16 protein-coding genes and 1 riboswitch are annotated in these 26,373 nt (G+C 64.9%); of the genes, 13 read left to right on the top strand and 3 right to left on the bottom strand.

Going from position 1 to position 26,373, the window contains the following annotated elements; all coding sequences use genetic code 11:
• Positions 1-508: 508 nt before the first annotated feature.
• The 11 genes from KIH79_RS06110 (at position 509) to KIH79_RS06060 (ending at position 17,971) form a co-directional block, all read left to right on the top strand.
• On the top strand, positions 509-1,546 hold the full coding sequence (locus tag KIH79_RS06110; protein WP_219058600.1) for a PPK2 family polyphosphate kinase: 1,038 nt from the start codon (positions 509-511) through the stop codon (positions 1,544-1,546).
• An 87-nt stretch (positions 1,547-1,633) separates the two neighbouring features.
• Entirely contained in the window at positions 1,634-4,201 is a 2,568-nt protein-coding gene (locus tag KIH79_RS06105) for a DEAD/DEAH box helicase (protein WP_219058599.1), read from the top strand.
• A 130-nt stretch (positions 4,202-4,331) separates the two neighbouring features.
• Positions 4,332-5,699 carry a replication-associated recombination protein A gene (locus KIH79_RS06100; RefSeq protein ID WP_219058598.1) on the top strand — a complete coding sequence of 456 codons (1,368 nt, stop codon included), beginning with the start codon at positions 4,332-4,334 and terminating at the stop codon, positions 5,697-5,699.
• Between the two features lie 206 nt (positions 5,700-5,905).
• Entirely contained in the window at positions 5,906-6,691 is a 786-nt protein-coding gene (gene mtrA / locus KIH79_RS06095) for an MtrAB system response regulator MtrA (RefSeq protein WP_219058597.1), read from the top strand.
• Positions 6,692-6,754: 63 nt separating this feature from the next.
• Positions 6,755-8,575, top strand: a complete 1,821-nt coding sequence (mtrB, locus tag KIH79_RS06090) for an MtrAB system histidine kinase MtrB (protein WP_219058596.1) — start codon at positions 6,755-6,757, stop codon at positions 8,573-8,575.
• 92 nt (positions 8,576-8,667) lie between these two features.
• Positions 8,668-10,518: an LpqB family beta-propeller domain-containing protein gene (locus tag KIH79_RS06085; RefSeq protein ID WP_219058595.1), complete on the top strand. Its 1,851-nt coding sequence runs from the start codon at positions 8,668-8,670 to the stop codon at positions 10,516-10,518.
• A gap of 582 nt (positions 10,519-11,100) precedes the next feature.
• Positions 11,101-12,084, top strand: coding sequence for a fructose ABC transporter ATP-binding protein FruE (gene fruE / locus KIH79_RS06080; protein ID WP_219058605.1), 984 nt, complete (start codon positions 11,101-11,103; stop codon positions 12,082-12,084).
• A gap of 165 nt (positions 12,085-12,249) precedes the next feature.
• The gene (gene fruK / locus KIH79_RS06075; protein WP_219058594.1) at positions 12,250-13,788 is read left to right on the top strand and encodes a fructose ABC transporter ATP-binding protein FruK; all 1,539 of its coding nucleotides are present in this window, start codon (positions 12,250-12,252) and stop codon (positions 13,786-13,788) included.
• A gap of 1 nt (position 13,789) precedes the next feature.
• The gene (gene fruF / locus KIH79_RS06070; RefSeq protein WP_219058593.1) at positions 13,790-14,887 is read left to right on the top strand and encodes a fructose ABC transporter permease FruF; all 1,098 of its coding nucleotides are present in this window, start codon (positions 13,790-13,792) and stop codon (positions 14,885-14,887) included.
• Entirely contained in the window at positions 14,884-15,930 is a 1,047-nt protein-coding gene (locus KIH79_RS06065) for an ABC transporter permease (protein ID WP_219058592.1), read from the top strand. The genes fruF and KIH79_RS06065 overlap by 4 nt, the downstream gene beginning before the upstream one ends.
• 403 nt (positions 15,931-16,333) lie before the next feature.
• Complete coding sequence (locus tag KIH79_RS06060) at positions 16,334-17,971, top strand: MDR family MFS transporter (RefSeq protein ID WP_236023655.1); 1,638 nt, start codon at positions 16,334-16,336, stop codon at positions 17,969-17,971.
• 286 nt (positions 17,972-18,257) lie between these two features.
• Here the strand turns inward: KIH79_RS06060 and KIH79_RS06055 are convergent, their stop codons facing one another.
• Together KIH79_RS06055 and KIH79_RS06050 are read right to left on the bottom strand one after the other, a co-directional pair.
• Positions 18,258-19,121, bottom strand: coding sequence for a D-hexose-6-phosphate mutarotase (locus KIH79_RS06055; protein WP_219058591.1), 864 nt, complete (start codon positions 19,119-19,121; stop codon positions 18,258-18,260).
• Positions 19,122-19,506: 385 nt separating this feature from the next.
• The gene (locus KIH79_RS06050) at positions 19,507-20,283 is read right to left on the bottom strand and encodes a nitroreductase family protein (RefSeq protein ID WP_219058590.1); all 777 of its coding nucleotides are present in this window, start codon (positions 20,281-20,283) and stop codon (positions 19,507-19,509) included.
• A 583-nt stretch (positions 20,284-20,866) separates the two neighbouring features.
• A riboswitch (TPP riboswitch) is annotated at positions 20,867-20,972 on the top strand.
• Here KIH79_RS06050 and tenA point away from each other — a divergent pair.
• Together tenA and KIH79_RS06040 are read left to right on the top strand one after the other, a co-directional pair.
• On the top strand, positions 20,963-21,772 hold the full coding sequence (tenA, locus tag KIH79_RS06045; protein ID WP_219058589.1) for a thiaminase II: 810 nt from the start codon (positions 20,963-20,965) through the stop codon (positions 21,770-21,772). It overlaps the preceding riboswitch by 10 nt.
• 355 nt (positions 21,773-22,127) lie before the next feature.
• Positions 22,128-23,459, top strand: a complete 1,332-nt coding sequence (locus KIH79_RS06040; RefSeq protein WP_219058588.1) for a glucuronyl esterase domain-containing protein — start codon at positions 22,128-22,130, stop codon at positions 23,457-23,459.
• Between the two features lie 116 nt (positions 23,460-23,575).
• Here KIH79_RS06040 and KIH79_RS06035 read toward each other — a convergent pair whose 3' ends face one another.
• The gene (locus tag KIH79_RS06035) at positions 23,576-26,254 is read right to left on the bottom strand and encodes an energy-coupling factor transporter ATPase (protein WP_219058587.1); all 2,679 of its coding nucleotides are present in this window, start codon (positions 26,252-26,254) and stop codon (positions 23,576-23,578) included.
• Positions 26,255-26,373 lie beyond the last annotated feature (119 nt).

Genomic DNA, 26,373 nt, shown 5'->3' with positions numbered 1-26,373 from the left:
CAAAGGAACCCACCAAAGCGCTTCCACGCTTCGACGGGTTCCTTACTCTCACAGCCAATGCGGTATCGCGCTTCGCGCGATGCTGTGTTGTTGGCTCGCCTTGCGGCTCGCGGACGCTCCCTCAGTCCGCCTGCGGCGGCCAGCTCCCTCAGCCGAGGGAGCCGAGGCTGCCGCCAGCTTCATTCGTGACTACGGTCATGAAGCTACCGGCCTTGACACGCCTTGCGGGCCCCCTCGGCTGGGCCGAGCCGTGAAGAAAACGCCGGAGGCGTTTTTAGGCGAGGAGCGAGCGACAGCGAGCCGGCAACACAGTCAGCCGAAGGCTGCCCGCAATTGCAGGACGCTGTCACGCGAAGCGTGACTGAGGGAGCGTCCGCGAGCCGCAAGGCGAGCCAACAACACAGCATCGCGCGAAGCGCGATACCGCATTGGCTGTGAGAGTAAGGAACCCGTCGAAGCGTGGAAGCGCTTTGGTGGGTTCCTTTGGTTTGGCCGTAGAATCATGGGCATGGGCAAAGACGACAAGAAAATGGACGCCAAGGATGGCGGCAGGGCCAACAAAGCCGACAAGGACGGCGCCAAGTCCGACAAGCGCATCGACAAGACGCTCAAACGCGCGGAAGACCGGATCGGCGCCATCGAAACCAGCACCACGGTGGCCGAGCGCCTCGCCAACGCCGCCAAATCCAGCGAACTGCTCAGCGCCGTCTGGTCATTGCCGCCGGCGCAACGGCTCATGTTCCATCATGGCATGCACGTCAACGACGTCATCGGCGACTCGACGCCCGGCTTCGACGGCGGCAAGGACGACGCGGAACGGTTCATCGCGCTCAGCTCGTCCGAAATCGCCCGTTACCAGAATCTGCTGTACGCGAACGGCGTCAAAGGCTCCCGCCGCAGGCTGCTCATCGTGCTGCAGGGCATGGACGCCTCCGGCAAGGGCGGCATCGTCAAGCACGTCTTCCGTCAAGGCAACCCGATGGGCATCCACTATCACGGCTTTGGCAAACCAAGCGCGGAAGAACTCGCGCACGGCTTCCTCTGGCGCGTCGAACGAGAACTGCCCGACCCGGGCTGGATCAGCGTGTTCGACCGGTCGCACTACGAAGACATCGTCATGCCGCACGTCTACGGCACCGTGCCGGAATCCGAATGGCGGGCACGCTACGATCTCATCAACGAATTCGAGCGCAACCTCGTCGCCGACGGCTGCGCGATCATCAAAATCTTCCTCGTTGTCAGCAAGGATGAACAAAAGCGCCATTTCCTCTCGAGGCTCGAAGACCCGACCAAGTTCTGGAAGTTCGACGTATCCGATCTGGACGCGCGCGACCGCTGGGACGACTATATGGCCGCATGGCAGGAGGTGTTCGAGCGCACGAGCACGCAACCCGCGCCGTGGTATCTCGTGCCGGCCGACAACCGGTGGTATTCGCGCGCCGTCGTGTCCGAACTGCTGCGCACCACCTTGAAGAACATGAACATGACGTGGCCGCCGCTTGACTCTGGCGTCGACCCGGCAGAGGCCAGAAGGAGATTGGGCTAGTCGGGGCGTCCCAGTTCCCGGGATTCATGGCGGCGATCCCGGGAGCCTGACGGGAACCGGCCGGCGTCGAGTAGACTGGGAGACATTATGACAGATACTGAGACTTATGGCTCCCTGGGGGCATTGGCGCCGAGTTGGGACGACGGCGACCGCAACATCGACACGGACGAAATCTACGAGCGCTTCTTCAACTGGGTGCACGACGTCAAGCACGTCGACCCGTGGCCGCATCAGGAAGAGGCCATCATGGATCTCCTCGCCGGCGACCACGTGATCCTCAACACGCCCACCGGCTCGGGCAAGTCGCTCGTCGCGCTCGGCATGCACTTCGCCGCATTGTGCACCGGGCGGCGCTCCTATTACACCGCGCCGATCAAGGCGCTCGTCTCGGAGAAGTTCTTCGATTTGGTCGACGTGTTCGGCCGCGACAACGTGGGCATGATCACCGGCGACACGCACATCAACTCCGACGCGCCGATCATCTGCTGCACGGCCGAAATCCTCGCCAATCAGGCGTTGCGCGAAGGCCGGCACGCGGACGTCGGCTGCGTGGCGATGGACGAGTTCCACTATTACGGCGACCCGGAGCGCGGCTGGGCATGGCAGGTGCCACTGCTCACGCTGCCACGTACGCAGTTTTTGCTGATGAGCGCGACGCTCGGCAACGTCGACGCGATCGCCGACAAGCTCGAGGACATGACCGACACGGACGTGGACATCATCGCCGACGCGCCGCGGCCGGTCCCGCTCACCTACGAGTACACGCTCGATCCGCTCGAGAAAACCGTCGAACTCGCGTTCCGCGAAGGCTCCACGCCGATCTACGTCGTGCACTTCTCGCAGGACGCGGCGCTCGACACCGCGCAGGCGCTCGCCTCCACCGGTGTCTCGAGCAAGGAGCAGCGCGCGGCCATCGCCGAGGCGGTCAAGGGCTTCAAGTTCACCACCGCGTTCGGCAAGATCCTTCAGCGGCTCCTGCGCACCGGCATCGGCATCCATCACGCCGGCATGCTGCCGCGCTACCGTCGGCTCGTCGAACAGCTCGCCCAACAGGGCCTGCTCCCGGTCATCTGCGGCACCGACACGCTCGGCGTCGGCATCAACGTGCCGATCCACTCGGTCGTGCTCACGGCGCTCACCAAATTCGACGGCACGCACATGCGCAAGCTGCGCGCCCGCGAATTCCACCAGATCGCCGGCCGTGCGGGCCGCATGGGCTTCGACACGGAAGGCCTCGTGATCGCGGAGGCCCCCGAATTCGAGATCGAGAACGCGAAGGCCGTGGCCAAGGCCGGCAACGATCCGAAGAAGCTCAAGAAGGTCAAGCGCAAGAAGGCTCCCGAAGGGTTCGTCACGTGGAATCAGGCCACGTTCGACAAGCTCATCGACGCGGCCCCCGAAACGCTCGTGCCGCACATGAAGATCACCCATTCGATGGTGCTGAACGAGGTCGCGCAGGGCGGCGACGCGCGCTACCGCGTCGACCGGCTCATTGATGACTCCGCGCAGACCCCGGACCAGAAGGAGCAGCTGCACCAGCGCGCCGACGAGATCTTCCAGACCCTGTTCGACACGAAGGTCATCGAAACCGAGGATCGCGACGACGGCGGCAAGGACTATTTCCTCGACGTGGACGTGCCCGACGATTTCGCGCTCGATCAGCCGCTTTCGCCGTTCCTGCTCGCCGCGTTGGAACTGCTCGACCCCGAATCCGACACGTATGCGCTCGACGTGATCTCGATGGTCGAGGCCACGCTCGAGGACCCCAAGCAGGTTTTGAAGGCGCAGGAGCGGCAGGCGCGCGACAAGGCGCTCATCGAGATGAAGGAGGACGGCCTCGACTACGACGAGCGCATGGACAAGCTGCAGGAGATCACGTATCCGAAGCCTTTGGAGGACATGCTCGACGCCGCGTTCACGCAGTACCGGCAGGACGTGCCGTGGGCGAACGACTACTGGCTGAGTCCCAAGTCGGTCGTGCGCGACATGGTCGAAACCGCGTCCGATTTCACGGGGTACATCGCCCGCTACAACATCGCACGCTCCGAAGGCACGCTGTTGCGCTACCTGTCCGACGCGTACCGCGCGTTGGCGCGCACCGTGCCGGTCGAAAAGCGCGACGAACAGCTGGACGACATCATCTCGTGGCTGCGCGTGGTCGTCCGTTCGATCGACTCCAGTCTGGTCGACGAATGGGAGAACGCGGGCGCCGAGTCGGACGCGTCCGAAGCGGCGGCGACGCTTGCCGCGCCGGGCGGCGCGCGCGAGGCCGTGGTCGAGGATCGCCGCGGCCTGATCGTGCTCATCCGCAACGCGATGTTCCGTCGCGTGCAGCTCATGGACCTGGACCGTCCGGACGAGCTGGGCGCGCTCGACAAGGACTGGGGCTACGGCGTGCACGAATGGGAGGATGCGCTCGACGACTACTACGACGAGCACGAGTACGTCGGCATCGACGTGGCCGCCCGTTCCGGCAAGCTGTTCATTCTCGACGATTCGCTCGAGCAGAAGGAACACGCGTGGAAGGTACGCCAGATCATCGACGACTCCGACGGCGACCATGACTGGGCCATCACCGGCACCGTCGACCTCGACACCACGCAGGAGACCGGCGAGGTGGTGTTCTTCGATTATCACGTCGGAGCCGCGTCCTGACGTCGTACGCGGTCGGCGGAGGGCGCGTGGCGGAAATCGCTCGCTGAACGACCGTTCAGCGAGCGATTTCCGCCACGCGATTGCAGGATGATCGAACAGACGTTCGATGCGTGGTGTAGGATGATGGACCATGAGCGATAACGACCTGTTTGACGCGACGGACGTGCCCGAGGACATGACGCGGCCGCTGGCGGTGAGAATGCGGCCGGGCACGCTGGACGAAGTGGTCGGCCAACGTCAGGTGCTGGGGGAGGGCTCGCCCCTGCGCCGGCTCGCCAACCCCGCGTCCAAGGGATCGCTCGCAGCGCCCAGTTCGATCATTTTGTTCGGGCCTCCCGGCGTGGGCAAGACCACGCTCGCCTACATCGTCGCCAAACAGTCCGGCCGTGCGTTCGAGGAGCTGTCGGCCGTCACGTCCGGCGTCAAGGACGTGCGCGACGTGCTCGCCCGCGCGCGCCAACGGCTCGTGTCCGAAGGCAAGGAAACCGTGCTGTTCATCGACGAGGTGCACCGTTTCTCCAAATCGCAACAGGACGCGCTCCTGCCCAGCGTCGAAAACCGCGACGTCACGTTCATCGCCGCCACCACCGAAAACCCGAGCTTTTCGGTCATCAAGCCGCTGCTGAGCCGGTCCGTCGTCGTCAAGCTCGAATCGCTCGAACCGGACGATCTGAAAACGCTCATCACGCGCGCCGTCGACGACCAGCGCGGGCTCAAGGGTGAAGTGAGGATCGGCGACGACGCGATCGACGAGATCATCCGACTTGCCGGCGGCGACGCACGCAAGACGCTCACCATCCTCGAAGCGGCGGCGGGCGCCGCCACCGGCGACCAGCAGCGCAAAAAAGGCGCACGCAAGCCGATCATCACGCCCGACATCGTTAGCAAGGTTATGGACGTGGCCACCGTGCGCTACGACAAGGACGGCGACGACCACTACGACGTCATCTCCGCGTTCATCAAATCCATGCGCGGCTCCGATCCGGACGCCGCCATCCACTATCTCGCCCGCATGCTCAAAGCCGGAGAGGATCCGCGGTTCATCGCCCGGCGCATCATGATCGCCGCGGCCGAAGAGGTCGGCATGGCCGCGCCGCAGATCCTGCAGGTCACCGTCGCCGCCGCGCAGGCCGTCGCGATGATCGGCATGCCCGAAGCGCGCATCATCCTCGCCGAGGCGACCATCGCCGTGGCCACCGCGCCGAAATCGAATGCCAGCTACAATGCCATCAACGCGGCGCTCGCCGACGTGGACGCCGGACTCATCGGCCAGGTGCCGCTGTACCTGCGCAACGCCCCCACCAAGCTTATGAAGGAGTGGGGCAACCACGAGGGCTACAAGTACGCGCACGACTGGCCGGGCGCGGTCGCCCCGCAGGAGTATCTGCCCGAGGAACTGCGCGGGCGTGAATACTATCACCCCAACGACCGCGGCTACGAGCACGAGGTCGGCCCGCGGCTGGAGAAAATCCGCCGCATCCTGCACGGCGGCGAATGACGGCGCCATTGCCGTGCCGTGATGTTCCACCAGACATGCCCGCCTCCGACACGCCTTGCGTGCCGGTTCCCGGCCGAGGGAACCAAGGCGCCGCCGGCATCGCGCGTGATGCCGATCCCATCGGGCACTCGTCCGATACGCGCCAAAACGTGAAGCGTCCATTAAGATGAGGGAAGTACTTGACACGAGACAAAGGGGCTGGTGCAATGACGCAGGGCAGTGACGGCGCGACCGCGACGGGTGCGGGAGAGACGGAGACGCGTACGATTCTGATCGTGGACGACGATCAGGCATTGGGGGAGATGCTGTCGATCGTATTGGAAAACGAAGGATTCCGCACCGTCACCTGCCTCGACGGCCTGCGCGCGGTCGAAGTGTTCCCGCTCGTGCGCCCCGACCTGATCCTGCTCGACGTGATGCTGCCCGGACTCGACGGCGTGGGCGTGGCGCGCGCGATCCGCGAAACCTCCAACGTGCCGATCATCATGCTCACCGCCAAATCGGACACGCAGGACGTGGTCGCCGGACTCGAGGACGGCGCGGACGACTACGTGGCCAAACCGTTCAAGGTCGTCGAACTGCTCGCCCGCATCCGCGCGCGCTTCCGCATCGCCGCACCCGCGAACGGCGCCGGCGCAAACGGCAACGGCGAGACCAGCACGGCGAGCGGAATACCATCGAACCGCATCGAACGCGGCCGCATCGTCATCGACCGGCTCGAGCATACCGCCACCAAGGACGGGCGCGACCTCGCGCTCACGCCCATGGAATTCCAGCTTCTGTTCGAACTCGCCTCCAACGCGGGCGAGGCGATCAGCCGATCCAGCCTGCTCAAACGCGTGTGGGGCTACGACAATGCGGGCGACACGCGGCTCGTCAACGTGCACGTGCAGCGCCTGCGCGCCAAGGTCGAAACCGACCCGGAAAACCCGCGGATCGTGCAGACCGTGCGCGGCATCGGCTACAAGTTCGTCACGCCCGAGATCGGCTGACCGGACCGGTCGCAGTCACAGCACCACCCAGCGCCGCCAGCACACACACCGCCATCGATCACCATGAACGCATCGGTCAGCTTCAGACACCTGTTCCACCCGTTTCGGCTTGTCCGCCGCGGACGGGCCGAAATCCGCCGCTCGCTACAGGCGCGCACCGTCGTGCTCGTCGTCGCCGTGTCTCTGGCGGTCGCGGTCATCTTCTCGCTCGTCTCGACCGTGTCCGTGCGATCGTCGCTGCTCGACCAGGTCAGCGCGCAGGCCGGCAGCGACTTCGCCAGCCAGGTCGAACAGGCGCAGCGCAACGTCGACTCGGCCGACACGTCCGCCGGCGGCCAATACCAGCAGCTCGTCAACGACATGGCCTCCAGCCTCCAGTCGGACGGCGCGTCGAACCTCGTGGGCGTGTACCTGTGGAGCCGCAGCACGTCGAGACATTCGATCATGCCGGTGTCCACCGAACCCGCGTACACGAGCCTCATCTCCGACGGCATGCGCTCCGCCGTCGCCGCGGGCGGCGAAGGCAGCGTGTTCTACCAGCCGGTCGCGCTCACGGCGGGAGACACGACGCGAGGCGGCGGCCCGCCCGGTGCGGTGCTCGGCACCATGCTGCAAATGCCCGTCGTCGGCGACCTCGAACTGTTCTTCATCTACTCGTACGCAAGCCAGCAGTCGGCGCTCGAACGGATACAGATCAACCTGATCCTCATCAGCGTGCTGCTCAGCATCGTGATGGGACTGCTCATGTGGGTGGTGATCCACCGCATCATCGCGCCCGTCGAACGCGTCGCCGTCGCCGCCGAAACGCTCGCATCCGGCGATCTGGACGCGCGCGTCGACGTGGACCGCAACGACGAAATCGGCACCCTACAGCGGTCGTTCAACGAAATGGCCGTCGCGCTCAACCAGAAAATCGACGAACTCGAAGCCGCCGGCGCCTCCCAGCGCAGGTTCGTCTCCGACGTCAGCCACGAACTGCGCACCCCCGTGACCACCATGCGCATGGCCTCCGACCTGCTCGACCTGCGCAAGGACACGTTCGACGCGACCACCAAACGCACCGTCGAACTCCTGTCCGGGCAGATCAACCGTTTCCAGAACATGCTCGCCGACCTGCTCGAAATCTCCCGCTACGACGCCGGCTACGCGGCCCTCGACCTGACCGAGACGGACGTGCGCGAACCCATCGGCGAGGCCGTCGACCAGATGCGCGGCATCGCGCAGGCCAAGGGCGTGCCGCTGCGCGTCGACCTGCCGAACGTGCAGGTGTTCGCGCGCATCGACGCTCGGCGCATCACGCGCATCATCCGCAACCTGCTCAACAACGCGGTGGACTTCGCCGAAGGCCGGCCGGTCGAGATACGGCTCGCCGCCAACCGTAGGGCCGTGGTGGTCAGCGTGCGAGACCACGGCGTCGGCATGACCGCCGACCAGTGCTCGCACGTATTCGACCGGTTCTGGCGAGCCGACCCGTCGCGTGCTCGAACCACCGGCGGATCCGGGCTCGGCCTGTCGATCGCGCTCGCCGACGCGCAGCTGCATCAGGGCACGCTCGCCGTGCGATCCAAGCCGGGGGAGGGCACGTGGTTCCTGCTGTCGTTGCCGCGCGACCCGGACCGCGGCAGCGTGCCGCGCGCCGATCTGCCTGTGGCGTTCGTGCAAGGCGCCGCCGGAGTCGCCGCGGAAGGCCGCGTCGGCACGATCGGCGGCGCGGAGGACGATGACGCGGCCGGAACGGCGGCCGGGGAGACGCGCGTGGAGACGCGCGGGGAGACCGGGGGGACGGCAGGAGAGACGGAACGGATGGAGATCGTCGGCGGATTCGGCGTGGCCGACAACGGTTTTGCGGACTATCGCGACGGTCGGGAAGGAGGGACCCGATGACCGGCATGATTCCAAACGTTCGACAGTGCGACCGATCTTGCGGCCAGTCTCGCGCCCGGCGTTCGGCCCGCCGCATTCGGCAGGGAGCCGCCGTGATCGCCGCCGTGCTTGCCGTCGTGTGCATGATCGGCGCGTGCTCCAGCCCGTTCGCCCTGCCCACCTCCGGCGACGTGCGCACGCTCCAGCCGGTCCTGCGGCAGTCGAAGCGCGTGTACACCACGCCCGACGGGCCAGAAACCGACGCCCAGCCGGAAGCCATCGTGACCGGATTTCTCGATGCGCTGCCGGCCGGCGTGCAGGACGACGGCTATCGGGTCGCGCGCGAATTCCTCACCGACGAGGCCGCGGAATCGTGGAACGGCGACAAGTCCGCCATCATTTACGACGGCGCCGTGTCGACCCGTCGCAAAACCAACTCGACCGGCACGTCCGACACGCAATCCGACGGCAGCGTCATCGTCGTCGTCAGCGTGAACGCGACCGGCCGCTTGGACAAGCAGGGCCTGTTCTCCGCCGCCGGCGCGGGCGACGCCACGGTCGACTACCGGCTCGTCAGACAGGACGGACAGTGGCGCATCAGCGAACTGCCCGACGGCGTGATCATTTCGGAATCCGATTTCGAACAGGTCTACCGGCAGGTGTCCGTGTACCGCACCGACCGCACGCGCGCCGTGCTCATCCCCGATGTGCGCTGGTTCAGCTGGCGCAACTGGCGCACGCTGGCCGTGCGCGAATCGCTCGCCTCGCCTCCGGACTGGCTCGCCGGCGCGGCCGTCGACCTGAACACGGCCGACGTGCGGCTCGCCGTGAACACGGTGCCCATGACCGACGGCGACATGCACGTGCAATTGACCGACGACATCGCGGCCATGAACGACGACGACCGCGCGCTGCTCGTGCATCTCATCCGGCTTACGCTCGGCGACGGCACGGCCAGCGACGCGGTGAAGGTCACGTCCGACAACGGCGACTACTCCGCCGCGGACAACGGCATGATGCTCGCCGCGTCGCTGCCGGTCACCGGCATGTACACGCTGAGCGGCGGCAACGTGGTTTCGCTCCGGTCGGCCTCGCCGCTGCGCGTCGCGCAGACCGGCGGCTTCGACGGGGCGCTCGGATTCGTGTACGCGGACGGCGGGGGAGCCGTGCTGCGCGCCGACCATGCCGTCGAATGCCTTGCCGACGACGGCTCGTCGTGCGGGCTGCTGTTCAGTGGACGGCGTATGCGTGCGATCGTCAAGGGCGTGGACGGCGAAATATGGGCGATCGGCGAGGACGGGCGCTCGCTGTTCGTCTCGCGCGACGGCGTCACGTCGCGCGTCGCCGTGCCGTGGCTTGACGACGGGACGGCGATGACCGCGATCGCCGTGTCGCCGGAGGGCTCACGTCTCGCTGTGTCACTGAAAGCCGCGAATAGCGGCGGCGATGATGCGGCTGTTGGCAATGCCGACGGGGGTGCCTCCGGCGGGGGCACCAACGGCGGGGACGCGGACGGCGGGAGTGCCGCTGGCGGGGATGTTGATGGCGGTGGTTCCGTCGACGGGGACGATGCAGGGACGGGCGGCACGAGGTCTGCCGGAGTGGCCGTGAGCGGCGTCGTGCGCGGCGACGACGGGCTGCCCGACGCGCTGTCCGACGGATACGCGTTCGCGGCCGCGCAAACCGGAGTCACGATGCTCACGTTCTACAACGACGTGATGCTCGTCTACGGCGAGGACGCCGATGACGACGGCGTGCAGCCGGCATTCCGCCAGATCACGCCCGGACCGGCCGAAGACCAGCAGCTGCCCGAAAACACGGTGGCGCTCGCCTCCGGCATGATCTCCTCGTACCGCCGGCTCGTCGCCCTCGACGCCAAAGGCATGGTCCGTTCCGCCAGCGGCTCCCTCGACGGCGCCTGGGCCTTCGCTGACTCGCAGGTCGCCGCCCTGTCCGCCCAATGACGTTCATGGACACCGCTGCAGCGGATGTTATGGGCTCTTCGTATTTGGTATATGTATGGTTTGGTATATGTATGGGCGTTGTCCGGTGATCTCGGAATCGCGCTGTCGCGTGATGCTGTGCTTTGTTGGCGGCGCGTAGCGCCGCGACGCTCCCCCAGTCGACCTTCGGTCGACAGCCCCCTCAGCCGAGGGGGCCGAGGCTACCGCCAGCAACAGAGCGCGTTGAGCACATGCGGGTGTGGCGGCTGGGTCGCCGCTGGAAACAAGGTATTGCGCGTGAGCGCAATACCGATGTCCTCGCGCGGCAGCGCGATGTTGGGATTGCGTCACCGCGCAATCCCACGACAATACAGCATCATGCGACAGCGTGATTCCGATGCCATCGAGCAACCGTCATACGAGGCCACGCTATGGGCGTTATGAAATTGTGATGGTTCCGTTATCGAACCGTTATCGCTGTGGATTGAATCGAGTGATGCGCGTCGGCATACTTGAGACTGTCAGATGACGAAGGAAGTCATCAAGCGGACGGAGGAACGGTCCTCCGAACGCAAGGAAACACAGCTCGAGGAGGAGTGTTCCATGAAGAACTGGAAGAAAGCCATCGCCCTGATCGCATCGATGTCCGCGCTCGTATCCGTGGCGGCCTGCGGTTCGGCCAGCGGGGCCAGCGGCGGCAACAGCGGCAAGAAGGTCGTCGGCTTCGTGGCCGTCGGCGCGGAGGGCGGCTTCCGCACCGCGAACGAAAACGACATCCAGACCGCGTTCAAGGACGCCGGCTTCGACCTGCGCTACTCGCCGACCACCCAGTCCGACCAGCAGAAGCAGATCCAGGCGTTCAACAAGTTCGTCAACGACGAGGTCGACGCGATCATCCTGTCCTCCACCGAAGACTCCGGCTGGGACGACTCCCTCAAGAAGGCCGCCGAGGCCGAGATCCCGGTGTTCACCGTCGACCGCGACGTGGACGTGCAGGACGCCGCCGCCAAGAAGGCCATCGTCTCCCACATCGGTCCGTCGAACGAATGGTGCGGCCAGCAGGCGGCCGAATTCCTCAACAAGCAGTTCCCCGACGGCGGCAACGGCCTGATCCTCGAAGGCATCGCGGGCCTGTCCGTCGTCAAGGACCGCCAGACCGGCTTCGACGAGAAGATCGCCTCCAACCAGAAGGTGCTCGAATCCCAGTCCGCCAACTGGTCCACCGACGAGGCCAAGACCGTGACCGCCGGCCTGCTCGACAAGTACACGTCGCAGGGCGTGAACTGGATCTGGGCGCAGAACGACGAGATGGCGCTCGGTGCGGCGCAGGCCGTGGACGCGGCCGGTCTCAAGGGCAAGGTCACCATCATCGGCAACGACGGCACCAAGGCCGCCCTGCAGGCCGTGGCCGACGGCGAGCTCGCGTTCGACATCGAATACAACCCGATCTTCGGCAAGGAGACCGCGCAGGCCGTGCAGGACTACCTCGACGGCAAGGACGTCGAGCCGAACATCGAAATCGAATCGAAGACCTTCACCAAGGAGGAGGCGCAGGCCGCGCTCGACTCCGGCGAACGCCAGTACTGAGCCTCACTCTGGCCAATCGGCCTTCTTCCAACGTTCCCTGACCTTTCCTGAAACAACCGAACTCGACGAACGGTGCGCGATCCGTAACCAGATGCGCACCGTTCGCCATGTCAGGGCGAAATATCACAAAACGATAACAATTTTTCCCTCGCAAAGGCGAACACCATGACAGACAATCAACCCATCGTCGTGATGAAGGGCATCACGATCGAATTCCCGGGCGTCAAGGCCCTGGACGGCGTGGACCTCACGCTGTACCCGGGCGAAGTCCACGCCCTGATGGGCGAAAACGGCGCCGGCAAGTCGACCATGATCAAGGCTCTGACCGGCGTGTACAAGATCAACGCGGGCACCATCCTCGTCGAAGGCCGGCCGCAGACGTTCAACGGCACGCTCGACGCGCAGAACGCGGGCATCGCCACCGTGTACCAGGAAGTCAACCTGTGCACCAACCTGTCCATCGGCGAAAACGTGATGCTCGGCCACGAAGTGCGCGGCCCGCTCGGCATCAACTGGAAGAAAACCCACGAGGAGGCCCGCAAGTACCTCGCGCAGATGGGCCTCGACCACCTCGACTCGCACGCGCCCCTGAGCTCCATTTCGATCGCCATGCAGCAGCTCGTCGCCATCGCGCGCGCCATGGTCATCGACGCGAAGGTGCTCATCCTCGACGAGCCGACCTCCTCGCTCGACGCGAACGAAGTGCAGGACCTGTTCAAGATCATGCGCAAGGTGCGCGATTCGGGCGTCGCGATCCTGTTCGTCTCCCACTTCCTCGACCAGATCTACGAGATCACCGACCGCCTGACCATCCTGCGCAACGGCAAGTTCATCAAGGAGGTCATGACCCGCGACACGCCGCGCGACGAACTCATCGGCATGATGATCGGCAAGTCCGCCGCCGAACTGAGCCAGATCGGCGCGAAGAAGGAACGCCGGGCGGCCAAGACCGGCGAAAAGCCGATCGTGTCGGTCAAGGGACTCGGCAAGAAGGGCGACATCAACCCCGCCGACCTCGACATCTACTCGGGCGAGGTCGTCGGATTCGCCGGCCTGCTCGGCTCCGGACGCACCGAACTCGGCCGCCTGCTGTACGGCGCCGACAAGCCCGACTCCGGCACGTACGAGCTCAACGGCAAGCAGGTCGCGATCGGCGATCCGTACACCGCGCTCAAAAACAAGATCGCCTACTCGACCGAAAACCGGCGCGACGAAGGCATCATCGGCGACCTGACCGTACGCGAGAACATCCTGATCGCCCTGCAGGCGACGCGCGGCATGTTCAAGCCGATCCCGAAAAAGGAAGCCGACGAGATCGTCGACAAGTACATGAAGGAACTCAACGTCCGCCCCGCCGACCCGAACAAGCTCATCAAGAACCTGTCCGGCGGCAACCAGCAGAAGGTGCTCATCGCCCGCTGGCTCGCCACGCACCCCGAACTGCTCATCCTCGACGAGCCGACCCGAGGCATCGACATCGGCGCCAAGGCCGAAATCCAGCAGGTCGTGCTCGACCTGGCCGCAGAAGGCATGGGCGTCGTGTTCATCTCCTCCGAACTCGAAGAGGTCGTGCGCCTCTCCGACGACATCGAAGTCATGAAGGATCGCCACAAGATCGCCGAAATCGACAACGACGACACCGTCTCCCAGCAGACCATCGTCGAAACCATCGCCAACACGAACGTCAACGGAAAGGAGGCGTGAGATGGCAACCGCGAAACGCAGCAGCAACGCCGGAACCGGCATCGCCGCACGATTCGACGCGCGCAGGCTGCTCGGCAACAACCTCACCTGGTCGGTCGTGGCGCTCGTCATCCTGATCGCCCTGTGCACCATCTTCGACCCCAGCCATGAATTCCTCTCCCTGCACTGGAACAAGAACACTGGAGGCCTCTCCGGTCCGCTCATCACCATGCTGCAGGAATCCGCGCGCTACTTGATGATCGCCACCGGCATGACGCTCGTCATCTCCACCGCCGGCATCGACCTGTCTGTCGGCTCCGTGATGGCCGTCTCCGGCGCGGCCGCTATGCAGCTGCTTACCAGCGGCATGAACGTGTGGGCAGCGATCCTCATCTCCCTGCTCATCGGCCTGCTGCTCGGCTGCATCAACGGCGCGCTCGTCTCGATCCTCGGCCTGCAGCCGTTCATCACCACGCTGATCATGATGCTTGCCGGACGCGGCATCGCCAAGGTCATCACCTCCGGCGAAAATACCGACGCTTCCCGCGTGGCCGGCAGCGAACCGCTGCGCTGGCTCGCCAACGGCTTCGTGTTCGGCCTGCCCGTCAACTTCCTGCTCGCCCTGCTCATCGTGATCCTCGTTGGCCTGCTGTGCCGCAAAACCGCCATGGGCATGATGATCGAATCCGTCGGCATCAACCCCGAAGCCAGCCGCATGACCGGCATCAAACCCAAGAAGATCCTGTTCATGGTCTACGCGATCTCCGGCCTGCTCGCCGCGGTCGCCGGCCTGTTCGCCACCGCTTCCGTGATGCGCGTCGACGTGTCCAAAACCGGCCAGGACCTTGAAATGTACGCGATCCTCGCGGTCGTCATCGGCGGCACGTCCCTGCTCGGCGGCAAATTCTCCCTCGCCGGTAGCGCGCTCGGCGCCATCGTCATCGCCATGATCCGCAAAACCATCATCACCCTCGGCATCGATTCGGCCGCAACCCCGGCCTTCTTCGCCCTCGTCGTGATCGTCATCTGCGTGATGCAGGCACCCAAGATCCACAACCTCGGCGCCGAAATGAAACGCAGGCGCGCGCTCAAGGCACAAGCAAAGGCGGTGGCAGCATGACCTCTGCAACGGCAAACCCGGCAACCCGGAACAACCTCAAGACCAAGGCCCAGACCAAGAAGCCGGCTTTCAAAATCAACACCCAGATGATCCCGACCATCGCGGCCGTGGTGATCTTCATCTGCATGATCATCATGGGACAGGCGCTCTTCGGCACCTACACGAGCCTCGGCTTCATCTCCTCCCTGTTCATCGACCACGCGTACCTGATCATCCTCGCCGTCGCCATGACCCTGCCAGTCCTCACCGGCGGCATCGACCTGAGCATCGGCGCGATCGTCGCCATCTGCGGCGTCGTCGGCATGACCCTGCTCAACCAGGGCGTCAACTCGTGGCTCGTGATCGTCATCATGCTGCTCATCGGCCTCGCGTTCGGCGCGATCGCCGGCACGCTCATCGAGGAATTCAACATGCAGCCGTTCATCGCGACGCTGTCGACCATGTTCCTCGCCCGCGGCATCGCCGCCATGATCTCCACCGACTCGCTCATCGCGCCGGAAAACAACAACTACGGCTGGATCGCCACCACCATCAAGATCATCGACAATCCGAAGATCAAGAACGACCTGTCGATCAACGCGGGCGTGATCATCGCCGCGATCGTGGTCGCCGGCGGCTACATCCTGCTGCACAAGACGCGCACCGGACGCACCATCTACGCGATCGGCGGTTCCCGCTCCTCCGCGGAGCTCATGGGCCTGCCCGTCAAGCGCACCCAGCGCATCATCTACCTGACCTCCGGCACGCTCGCCGCGCTCGCCGCCATCGTGTACACGGCGAACATCGGTTCCGCGAAGAACACGGTCGGCGTCGGCTGGGAGCTCGACGCGGTCGCCTCCGTGGTCATCGGCGGCACGATCGTCACCGGCGGCTTCGGCTACGTGCTCGGTTCCGTGATCGGCGCGCTCGTGCGCTCCACGATCGACCCGCTCACCTCCGACTTCGGCGTGCCGAGCGAATGGACGACCATCGTGGTCGGCCTGATGATCCTCATCTTCGTGGTGCTGCAGCGCGCGGTCACCGCGGTCGGCAAGAAGGAGTAGCGCCTATACGACCATACTGATTGCTCTTCTCTTTCCTTTCTCCTGTGCGTGGGGCGCGACCGGTGCTTGCCGGCCGCGCCCCACGGTTTTGCTGTTTTGCTGTGCCGCGGTTTTGCTGTGCCGCGTTGCGTTTTGTTGTGCCGTGTTGTGCCGCGTTGCGTCGCGCGCGGCTGCCGATACCTGCCCGACGCATTTGTCCAGCGCAGTCGGCTAAGGTGTGCGGTGGTTAGGGGCGGAAACGGATGGCCGAGCGACCGGTGTTCGATTCGGTTGCGATCCGTCGAGACAAGACGCCCGAACGGTTGGCAAACCACATTCCGAGAGACTCATGACCGCGTGTGGCCGCCGCCATGCGACTCGCCGTCACGGTCATGGGAACCGAGAGCAAGAAACGGGAGTACGTATGGAATCGCCTACGACACGTCAGGCAGGCAATACCGAAACGGAACGCACCGACATCACCCATACCGCGGATCGCGGCAATGCCGCCGATCACGGCAACGTCAATCACGATGCCGCCGATCGCAACGCGCATACCGAACGCGACGGCTTGGAACGCAACAACACTGAACGCGCATCCGCCGCGCACCCCGACGAGCGCATCCCGCTCAGCCTGATCGGCTCGATCGTCGCCGTCGGCTCGCTCGCATTCGTCGGCATCCTCACCGAAACCGTCATGACCGTGCTGTTCCCGCAGCTCATGGTCGAATTCAGCGTCAACACCGCCACCGTGCAGTGGATCACCACGATCTACCTGCTCGTCGTTGCGGCCACCATGCCGCTGTCGTCGTTCCTCAACCGCCGGTTCAGGCTGCGCACGCTGTTCGTCGCGGCCGTCGTGCTGGCCGTCACCGGCTCGCTCATCATGATCGTCGGTCACGCGTTCCCGCTGATCCTCATCGCGCGCGTGATTCAGGGCGTCGGCTCGGGCATCGCCACGCCGCTCATGATGAACATCATTCTCCAGCAGGCGCCGCGCTCCAAGGTCGGACAGCTCATGGGCGTGGGCTCCCTGGTCATCACCGTCGCGCCGGCAATCGGCCCGACCGTCGGCGGCGCGATCTCCAGCGTGCTGCCGTGGCGTGCGATCTTCGTCATCGTCATCCCGATCGTGCTGCTGCTGTCCCTGCCGGTCGGCCTCAAGTGCATTCGCCAAACCCGTCCGACCGAGGACGCGCAGCTCAACCCGCTGCAGTTCGTAGCGATCGTGCTCGCCCTGTGCGGACTGATCTTCGCACTCAACCAGGCCGGCGTGGCGGTCAGCGAGGCCGTGTCCGGTGGCTCCGGTGCGACCGCGGCGCTGCGCCCGGCGATCCTGGCCGTCGTCAGCCTGATCGTCGGCGTCGGCTCGCTCCTGTTCTTCGGCTGGTCGTCGCGTCGCTCGTTCTCGCCGCTGATCCGCCTCGGCTGGCTGCGCGACCCGGTCGTGCTGCTGCACCTGCTGCCGTACCTGCTGCTGCCGATCAACGGCATCGGCTTCGGTTACGTGATCACGAACGTGGCGCAGATGTCGCTCGGTACGACCGCGTTCGTGGCCGGCGCGCTCGTGCTGCCGGGCGCGCTGATCGGTGCGTTCTTCGCGCCCGTGGGCGGCATGCTGTACGACCGGTTCGGCGCGCCCCGCCCGGTGCTCGCCGCGATCGGCACGGCCACGCTCGGGCCGATTCTGCTGCTCGTGTTCTCCATGCACCTGACGCCCGGGTTGCTGGCCGGATTCTACTTCATTTTCGGCCTGTGCTATGCGCTCGGTTACTCGAACATCATGACTAGCGCGCTGAGCGGCATCGACCGCGAGTTCACGCCGGACGGCAACGCCGTGTTCCAGACTTCGCTGCAGTTCGGCGGCGCGGTCGGCACGGCCCTGTTCTCCACGATTCTCGGCGTGGCGCAGGCCGGCGCCGGCGAGGAGGGTTCGGCCGCGTTCCGCCACGCCACGGCCGTGGGCGGCGCGGCCGTGTTCGCCGTGATGATCGTGATCTGCGCGGTGTCGATCGTTTCGCTCGTCGCCGCGTTCCGTCTGCGTGCGGCGCGTCGGCGTTGACGGCTGGCGTCTGGAAGCTGGCGTCTGGCATCTGGCATCGAGTGTCTGCCGATTGATAGTCTTCGTCTGCCGGACGGAATCGTCACTGAGTGCGCGCGATCACGCAGAGCGCGCCCACTCAGTGATGTTTGAGATGACAAAACCGTCACTGGGTGCGCGTGCTCATTCGTATTGCGCGTACCCAGTGACGGTTTGATGGTTTGATGACTCGGCGAATCATGCGGGGGAGGGGTGGGCTCGCGCCGCGAATCGGCATTCCCCGGCACAGGGTGACGCCCCGCTCCCGCTACTTGATGCGAATCGTCTGACTGATGGTGTACGCCTCGCCCGGTTCGATGGTGACCGCGCTGTCGCGGTTCACCACGGCCTCGACGCACACGAAATCGTGCCATTCGCCTTCCATTAGATCGCCGATCCTGTTGCCGGCCTCTTCGCCCGGATTCCATACCACGGTCTGCGGCGAACCGGACTTCTCCACCATGATCGTGCGGTGCAGCGCCTCGTCGTGCACGAGCAGCGTGCCCTCCGACTGGTAGATGCGATCGACCATCGTGCCGTCGAACGTGAGCGGGCTGGTCGTCTGCTCCTTCGGAGCGAAATCGTCCGCCGAATCCAGATACGGCGTGTCGACCAGTCCGGAAATCTGCGTGCAGCGCACATCGCCCACATGCAGGTACGTGTGCATGGCCGCCTCGAACGTGAGCGGCGCGTCGCCCGTGTTTTCCACGGTGAGCGTCATGGTGAGCGTATCGGAAACGGCCACGTCGTATTCGGCATGGAACTTGGAATTCGGACCGGACGGGGTTTCGGCGAGCAGCTCGGGGGCGATCTCGTCGGAATCGAGCGTGTAGAGCGCGTGGCGGTCGGTGAGCGTGTCGCGGTCGACATGCCAGAACGCGGTGCGGGCGAAGCCGTGGCGCGGATTCTTGCCGGCTGGTTCGCCGTTCGCGTAGCCGAGGCCGAACCACGGGAAGATCACCGGAACGCCGCCGCGGATCGCCGTGCCCTCGCTGAGATACACGGCCTTGGGCTGCCAGACCACCGGTTCGTGGCCCTTAGGGGTCCAGGAGAGCACGTGCGCGCCGTAGTCGCTCACCAGTGCGGAACCATCTTCATTGACGATATTGCGAATGGTATATGTGTTGTCCATTTGCCCAAGTATAGGCGGTTGTGGCCGGTGATGGGGGATTGACGGCGTCTTTTTTGGATGGTTTTGCGGCGGACTTGGTTGGCGTTTTGGCTGTGGTCGAGGTGTGCTTGCGGCAGATCTTCGAGTTGCAGGTCCCTATGCCGCGGCGATGACGCTGTCGGTCGGGCGCTCCGGAGGGCCAGCCGTCCGGCAACGTTGAAAAATGGCGGTTTTTGGAAAGGCGTCTTTTCTCTCTGTTGTCTCTCTGTTGGCCGGCTTGAGGGGTGGGAACCTACAACTCGAAGATATCGATGGCGGAGAAGCGTTCGGTGGCGCTCGGAACTGAATATCGGGATGAACTCGGGTCCGAAACCAGCGGCTGCGTCAGCGATCGATCAGCATTCGATCAGCGATCGAGACGGAACCCCTGACGTGCGGCCGGCTCGCCGACCGTGCGGCCGGTCATGTCGGCGACCGCGTTCTTGGCGATCTGGTCGCTGAACGCGTCCACCGGGCGGTCCGTGTTGCGCAGATCGTAGTACTGGTGCACCTCCTCGTCGAACTCGGCGAGCGGTTCCAGCACGGCCGCATCGTCGGCCGGATACGCGTTCTCGAAGAACTGCATCGAACGTGGCATGCGCGGCTTGATCGCCGGCTCCTGATCCGGCTTGCCGATGGCGAGGCCCAGCAGCGGATACGTGTATTCGGGCAGGTGCAGCACCTCGATCAGCCTATCCACGTCGTTCAGGATCGAACCGAGGATCACGCAGCCAAGCCCCAGCGAATATGCGGCGGTTTCCATCGCGTGCAGCGCGAAGGCCGCGTCGTTCTGCGCCTGCGTGAAGCGGTAGCTGCCGGTGAGCGTGAACGCGTCGGTGTGCGTGTTGACGCCCTTGGCGGCGGCGATGGATGCGTTGCGATGCTCGTCGAGCACGAACACGTACAGCAGGGGAGCGTCGGCGATGTACGGCTGATGGCCGAATTCGGCCAGCTTGCTTTTGATGGCCGGGTCGCTGACGCGGATCGCGGACCAGTCGTTGAGGAACTGGCTGGATGCGGCGTGCTGCGCGACGGTTTCCAGCGTGGCGATGACGTCGTCGTCGAGCGGTTCCGGCTTGAACTTGCGGATGGAACGGCGGTTGAGGAGGGTGTCTACGGTTTCGTTGTGCATGATTTCTGCCATGGTTCCCATTCTCGCTCGTCTGTATTGCGACGCGCAATGCCGATACGCTGGTGGCGTGAGCGATGTGGGAGAGGCGCAAGACCGATGTTCGCCTGATACCTGCCGTTGCGAGGCGAATCGGCGGGTTCATCGGAACAATGCTTCGCTGGTAGGGTGCTCGGCGAGGTGGGTTTCCGATGGTCTGCCCGCTTTGCTTCACTACGGTTTGTCATCGGGGTGTTTTGGTGGGATCTTCGGCGTTTTGCTTCGCTGGGATGGTGCTCGGCGGGGTGGGTTTCCGGCGGTCTGTCAGTTTTGCCTCGCTGAGGTTCGTTAACAGGGTGTTTTGGTTGGATCTTCGGTGGTTTGCTTCGCTGGGATAGTGCTCAGCGGGGTGGTTCTCCGATGGTCTGCCCGCTTTGCTTCGCTGAGGTTCGTTAGCAGGGTGTTTTGGCGGGATCTTCGGCGTTTTGCCTCGATAGGAGGGTGCTCGGCGGGGAGTATCGCCGCAGGTCCAGCTGTTTTGTCTCGCTGAGCGTGGAAAAACCAGCAAACAAGGCCCGACCGATGCGGTATCCGGTCGGACGGGGTTGGCATAATGAGGCGCGTAATGCAGGGGAACCCGGTAACGGGTTGAGAAAGGCCGCAGTGGCCTGACCCTTAGAACCTGTTGGCTAACACCAGCGAAGGGAGACATGTCATGGCCGAAGACGCCATCCAGTCCGCAACATCCGAGCAGCCTGAGCAGCCCGAGCAGTCCGGCTTCGACGCCGCCGCGTTCGGCCCGATCACCCTCGACCATCTGCCGCCGTTTGCGCAGCGCCTGCGCAAGGCCGCCGACGTGGTGTGGGAGGAGGGCTACCGCCAGCCGTTCCTGCGCGAGCTCGGCAAGGGCACGCTCGCCCAGGAGAAGTTCGCGTTCTACCTGCTGCAGGATTACCGTTACCTCAACGACTACGGCAAGGTCCACGCGCTCGCCCTCACCAAGACGCGCGACCCCGAGATCACCGCGTTCATGGTGAACGTGCAGAGCGCCATTCTCAACGTGGAAACCAACGTGCACCGCGCCTACATGGCATCCTATGGCGTGACCGAGGAGCAGATGGACCACGTGCGCCAGTCCGCGTTCGCCCGCGCGTACACGTCGAACATTCTCTCGATCGCCTACGGCAATCCACTGGTGGATGTTCTGGTCGCCGTGCTGCCGTGCGCGTGGGTGTACGCCGACTACGGCCAGCGCCTCGCCCGCGAGTTCGCCGACACGCTGGAGGGCAACCCGTACAAGAGCTGGGTCGACATGTACAAGACCGACTCATTCTGGGAGGGCTCCGCGTGGCTGATCGAGCACATCGAGCGCTTCGCCGCGGAGTTGAGCGAGGAGCGCAAGGCCGAGCTGGTCGACATTTTCGTCACCGGCGTGGAGAACGAGTACATGTTCTGGGCCAGCGCCTACGACATGCAGTACACGTGGAAGCCCGAATGGCCCGCCCACGACGCGCTTGAGGCCTGATTCGGAGTTGATGCCGGCCTATCTCCGTTTGCTGTGGTACTTTTCCGGGCATGCGGACATCTATCTTCGTTGAGTGCGGTATCTCTTTGCGAATCTATGAATCAGTAATGGCGGAATGCCGGCGTTGATACTCGTGATGACGCCGAGAGCCTACCACACTCAACGCAGATAGATGTCGGAACATCCGGGAAACTGCCACACTCGACAGAGATAGCTCGCTGGGAATCAGAAAAACATCGCCATTAGTCACCTATATATCCCCGCTCCGCTCGCCGGATGCGGGGATTTTCTGAAGGTCCGTATTGATACGTATTTATGATACGTATCATATAATGTATGACGAAGGGGGATCATTATGGCAATGACTACGCGGCATGCCGCAACGACGGTTCGCGACAACGAGAAGAACGGCGAAGTCCACGACGGCACGGCCTACTGCAACATGGTTCGCAACAGCAATAATGGGACGCAAGGCGACATGTCCTGCGGCAACGGGACTTGCGATAGCAAGAAGCGCAACAACGGCTGGCTGCTCCCCGACCCGTTCATGGGTCCGGACGGCGAACGCATCACTTCGCCCGACCAGTGGCCGGCGCAGCGCGCGTATCTGGCGGACATGCTGCAGCATCGGCTGTACGGCACCATGCCGCCGGCACCTGCCGAGCTGCAGTCCGAAACCGTGACCGCGAACCTGATGTGGAACGGCGAGGGCATCTATGAGCTGATGCAGCTCACCATTCCCGCAACAGCTACACCCGGCGGCGTGGCGATACGGTTCACCGTGCGCGTGTGCCGTCCGAACCGCTCGGGCCAATCAGCGCCGGCGATCGCGTTGGTGATGCCGAACTACACGTCGCCGGACCGGTTCTGCGGATTCTGCATTGGCGAGGAGATGTTGCATACGGCGGTGTCGCGCGGATACGCGATCGTCGGATTCGAGATCGACGAGGCCGCGCCGGACGATGCCGCCAAGTTCTTTGACAGCCCGTGCATCCGCGCGTATCCGGGATACACGTGGCGCGCGCTGGCCGTGTGGGCGTGGATGCAGAGCCGTGTGATCGACTGGCTGGAAACCTGCGATTGGGCCGATTGGAATCGAATCGTCGCCACCGGCCACTCCCGGTTCGGCAAAACCGCGTTGTGCTGCGGCCTGACCGACACCCGCGTCGCGGTGACCGCGCCCGCCGGCTCGGGCTGCGGCGGCATGGGATCGCTGCGATTGCAGGGCAACCGGTTTGGCGAGGGCATCGGTCATTTCGAGCGCATCGGGCGCATGGCGAACTGGTTCCCGCATTGGATACTGCCCGAGGCGGGCGCGTACGGCACGCCCGACGGCGAACGGCCGTACCGGGAGAACGAGCTGCCGTTCGACGCGAACATCCTCGCCGCATGCACCGCCCCGCGCGGGCTGATCGTGGTCGAAGGACTTGACGACGGCGTCGCGAACCAGTTCGGCACGCAAGTGTCTTGGTTGGCGGCGAGTGAAGTGTACCGTTTCCTCGGCGCGCCGGAGCGTTGCGGCATCCACTACCGCGAGGGCGGGCACGCGTACACGCCGGAGGACTGGAACGTGGTGATGGACTTCTGCGACGCGACGCTGCGCGGCAGGAACGTCAACGCGACCTACAAGATCCGCAAGGACGACGACGCTCCGGTCGGCTACGACTGGTCGATGCCGTGCCAATGACGGATGACGACTGACAATGACTGACGATGACTGACGACCGGCCGATTCGTGCTCGCCGGACCATGTTCCCGACATGGCGTTGCGGCCCTGTCGCGTCATCGGAACGGCTATCCCGGCTACGCCAGCACCCCGAGCGCGACCAACGCCGCAATATAGAGGAGCACCGCCGCGCAGAACGCCCAGTCGCGCGCCCGCACGCGCAGCTCGCGCCAGTGCGTGCGGCGGATGCCTTCCTCGTAGCAGCGCGCGTCGAGCGCGAGGCTGAGATTGTCCGCGTGCCGGATCGCGCCGGCGAACATGGGCACGCACAGTGCGGTCATCGCGCGCAGTCGTGCGGGCAGTGGGCCGGTTTCGATCGTGCCGCCGCGCGCCGCCTGCGCGTCCGCGATCGCCTTCGCCTCGGAGCCGAGCGTGGGCAGGAACCGCAGTGCGAGGCTCATTACGAGCGCCAGTTCCTGTGTGTGCAGGCCGAATCGGTTGAGCGGGGCGAGCAGCGAGCCGAATCCGTCGGTCAGTTCGGTCGGCGTGGTCGTTTCCAGCAGAATCGCGCCGAGGATGATCACAAGCGCGAAGCGCAGCGCGTACAGCACGGCGATCGTCACGCCGTCGTCGGTGATCGGAATCGGGCCGAGTCGGGCGAGCACGTCGCCCGAACGCACGAAGAACACGTTGAGCAGTCCCATGACGACGAACATCGCCAAAAACATGTGCACGGAACGCAGCAGCCGCAACGGTCCGACGCCGGACGCCGCGACGATTCCAGCGACCACGACCGCGCCCAAAGCCAACTGCGCCGGCGTGCCGATCGCGAACGCGGTGAACATCATCGCCAGAAACGCGACCATCTTCACGCGCGGATCCAGCCGCGCGATCAGCGACCGCTCGTCACGGGTCGCATCGCCGGCGGAACCGAGAACGGAACCGTGATTGGAACCGTGAACCGGTGCGGTGTCGGTGTGATCGGAGGAAGTCGTCGCAATGATCGCGGATGCAGTGTTTCCGTCGATGTGCGTATCGTCGGCGGAACCGACCGGACAATGTGCCGAGACGGATACTGTTTCGCCGGATTTGGTTTCTGTGGTTTCCGCGGAAAACGCAGGACAGTGATGGTCAATCGCAGCGGTTGCGGTAGCGTTTGCCGTTTCCGCGGAGATCGTGCCGACGCCCAGCGTTACCGTGCGATCGGCGACCGCACGCGCTTCCGCGAACGAATGCGTGATGATGAGCACGGTCACGCCTTGCGCATTGAGCGCGCGAATCAGCTCGTGAATACGCGCGGTTGCATCGGCGTCCAGACTGGCCGTCGGCTCGTCCATGACGAGCACGTGCGGCCGGCATGCGATCACGCCGGCGATCGCCACGAGCCGTTGCTGTCCGCCCGACAGGCTGAACGGCGAACGGTCGGCCAGATGGTCGATGTGCAGCAGGTGCAATGCGTCCGTCACCCGTTTCGCCACTTCCGATTCGGCAAGTCGCTGGTTGCGCGGGCCGTACGCCACGTCGTCGGCCACCGTGTCCGCGAACAGCTGACGTTCGGGATGCTGCATGACGAACCCAACCACACTGCGCAACCGTTCGCGCTGACGGCGGTTCAACGTGCGCACGCGAGATGTGCGATGACGACGTTCGCCGGATGTCGTGTCGGCCGCGGCCACCTGCGTGTCGGCGGCGTCGCCGATCGCGCGGTCGAACGCGACCGGCACTCCCGCGACGCTGATCGACCCGGCGGTCGGCTTTTCGAGCGCGCACAGGAGCCGAGCAAGCGTCGACTTGCCCGCGCCGTTCTCGCCCATGATCGCCACGGTTTCGCCCGCATTGACGGTAAGCGACAGGTCATCGATCGCCGGCTTGTCCGTGCCCGGATACCGGTACGAAACGTGGCTGACCGCGATCGCCGGCGAGGAAGACGCGGCGTGCGACGATATGCCCGATGCGGTGAGCGGCTGGAATGCGGGAGCGTCGGCATCGGCGGAATATCCCACTTCGTTCCGACGGTCATCGACAATATGTCCATGCTCGAGCCGGACCACACGCCCGGCGCGCGCCGCCTCGTCCGTGTGATGCGTGACGTGTACGATCGTGGTGCCTCGCGCGTGCAGCTCGTCGAGAATGCGCAGCACGTCGGCTCGCGCGGCCGGATCAAGCATCGCGGTCGGCTCGTCGAGCACCAGCATGGCCGGGTTCATCGCGAGCATGCCGGCGATCGCGACGCGCTGCTGCTGGCCGCCGCTCATGCGCGTCGGATCGTCTCGGCGATGCGCGGCCATGTCCACCGCGTCCAGCGAACCGGCGATGCGCTCGCCGATCGTCGCGCGCGCCAGTCCGAGGTTCTCCGGACCGAACGCGACGTCGTCCTCGGTGATCGTGGTGACGATCTGGTCCTCCGGATTCTGGAACACCGCGCCGATGCCGCGTCGGGCGGCTCGATATGCCGCCGGATTTGCGCCGATGAGCGGTTTGTCGCCGTTGTCCGCACCCGCATGTGACATACCGGCGTTGGCGGTGCCGGCGGTGTTTGCGGTGTTGCCGTTGCCGGTGACTTCCGCCGTCGAGGCTGTCTCCGCCGCGAGAGCAAACACATGATGCCCGAGCAGCGTGATGTCGCCCGCGTCCGGTGCGGTAAGCCCGGCGATCAGGCGTGCGAGCGTGGACTTGCCGGACCCGTTCGCACCGGTCAGGCACACGTATTCGCCGGCGCGCACGGTCAGGCTGATTCCGTCCAGCGCCCAGCTTGCGCCACCGTCGTAGCTGAAGCGGATGCCGGTGAGCGCGGCCGCGGTTGCTGTGGTGTTCATGGTGTTCCTTGCGCGAAAAACGGCCCTCCGACAGGGGAGGGCCGGTATTGGTCGATGTGGCCGGTTGATGACGACGGGGATCTGGTACTTTGTTGGACTTAACGCACTGGGTTTCGACT

The sequence above is a fragment of the Bifidobacterium miconis genome, assembly GCF_019331735.1.
Lineage (GTDB): Bacteria > Actinomycetota > Actinomycetes > Actinomycetales > Bifidobacteriaceae > Bifidobacterium > Bifidobacterium miconis.
The sequence above is the reverse complement of the archived record's forward strand: the minus strand, read 5'-3'. Positions and strand labels throughout refer to the sequence as shown.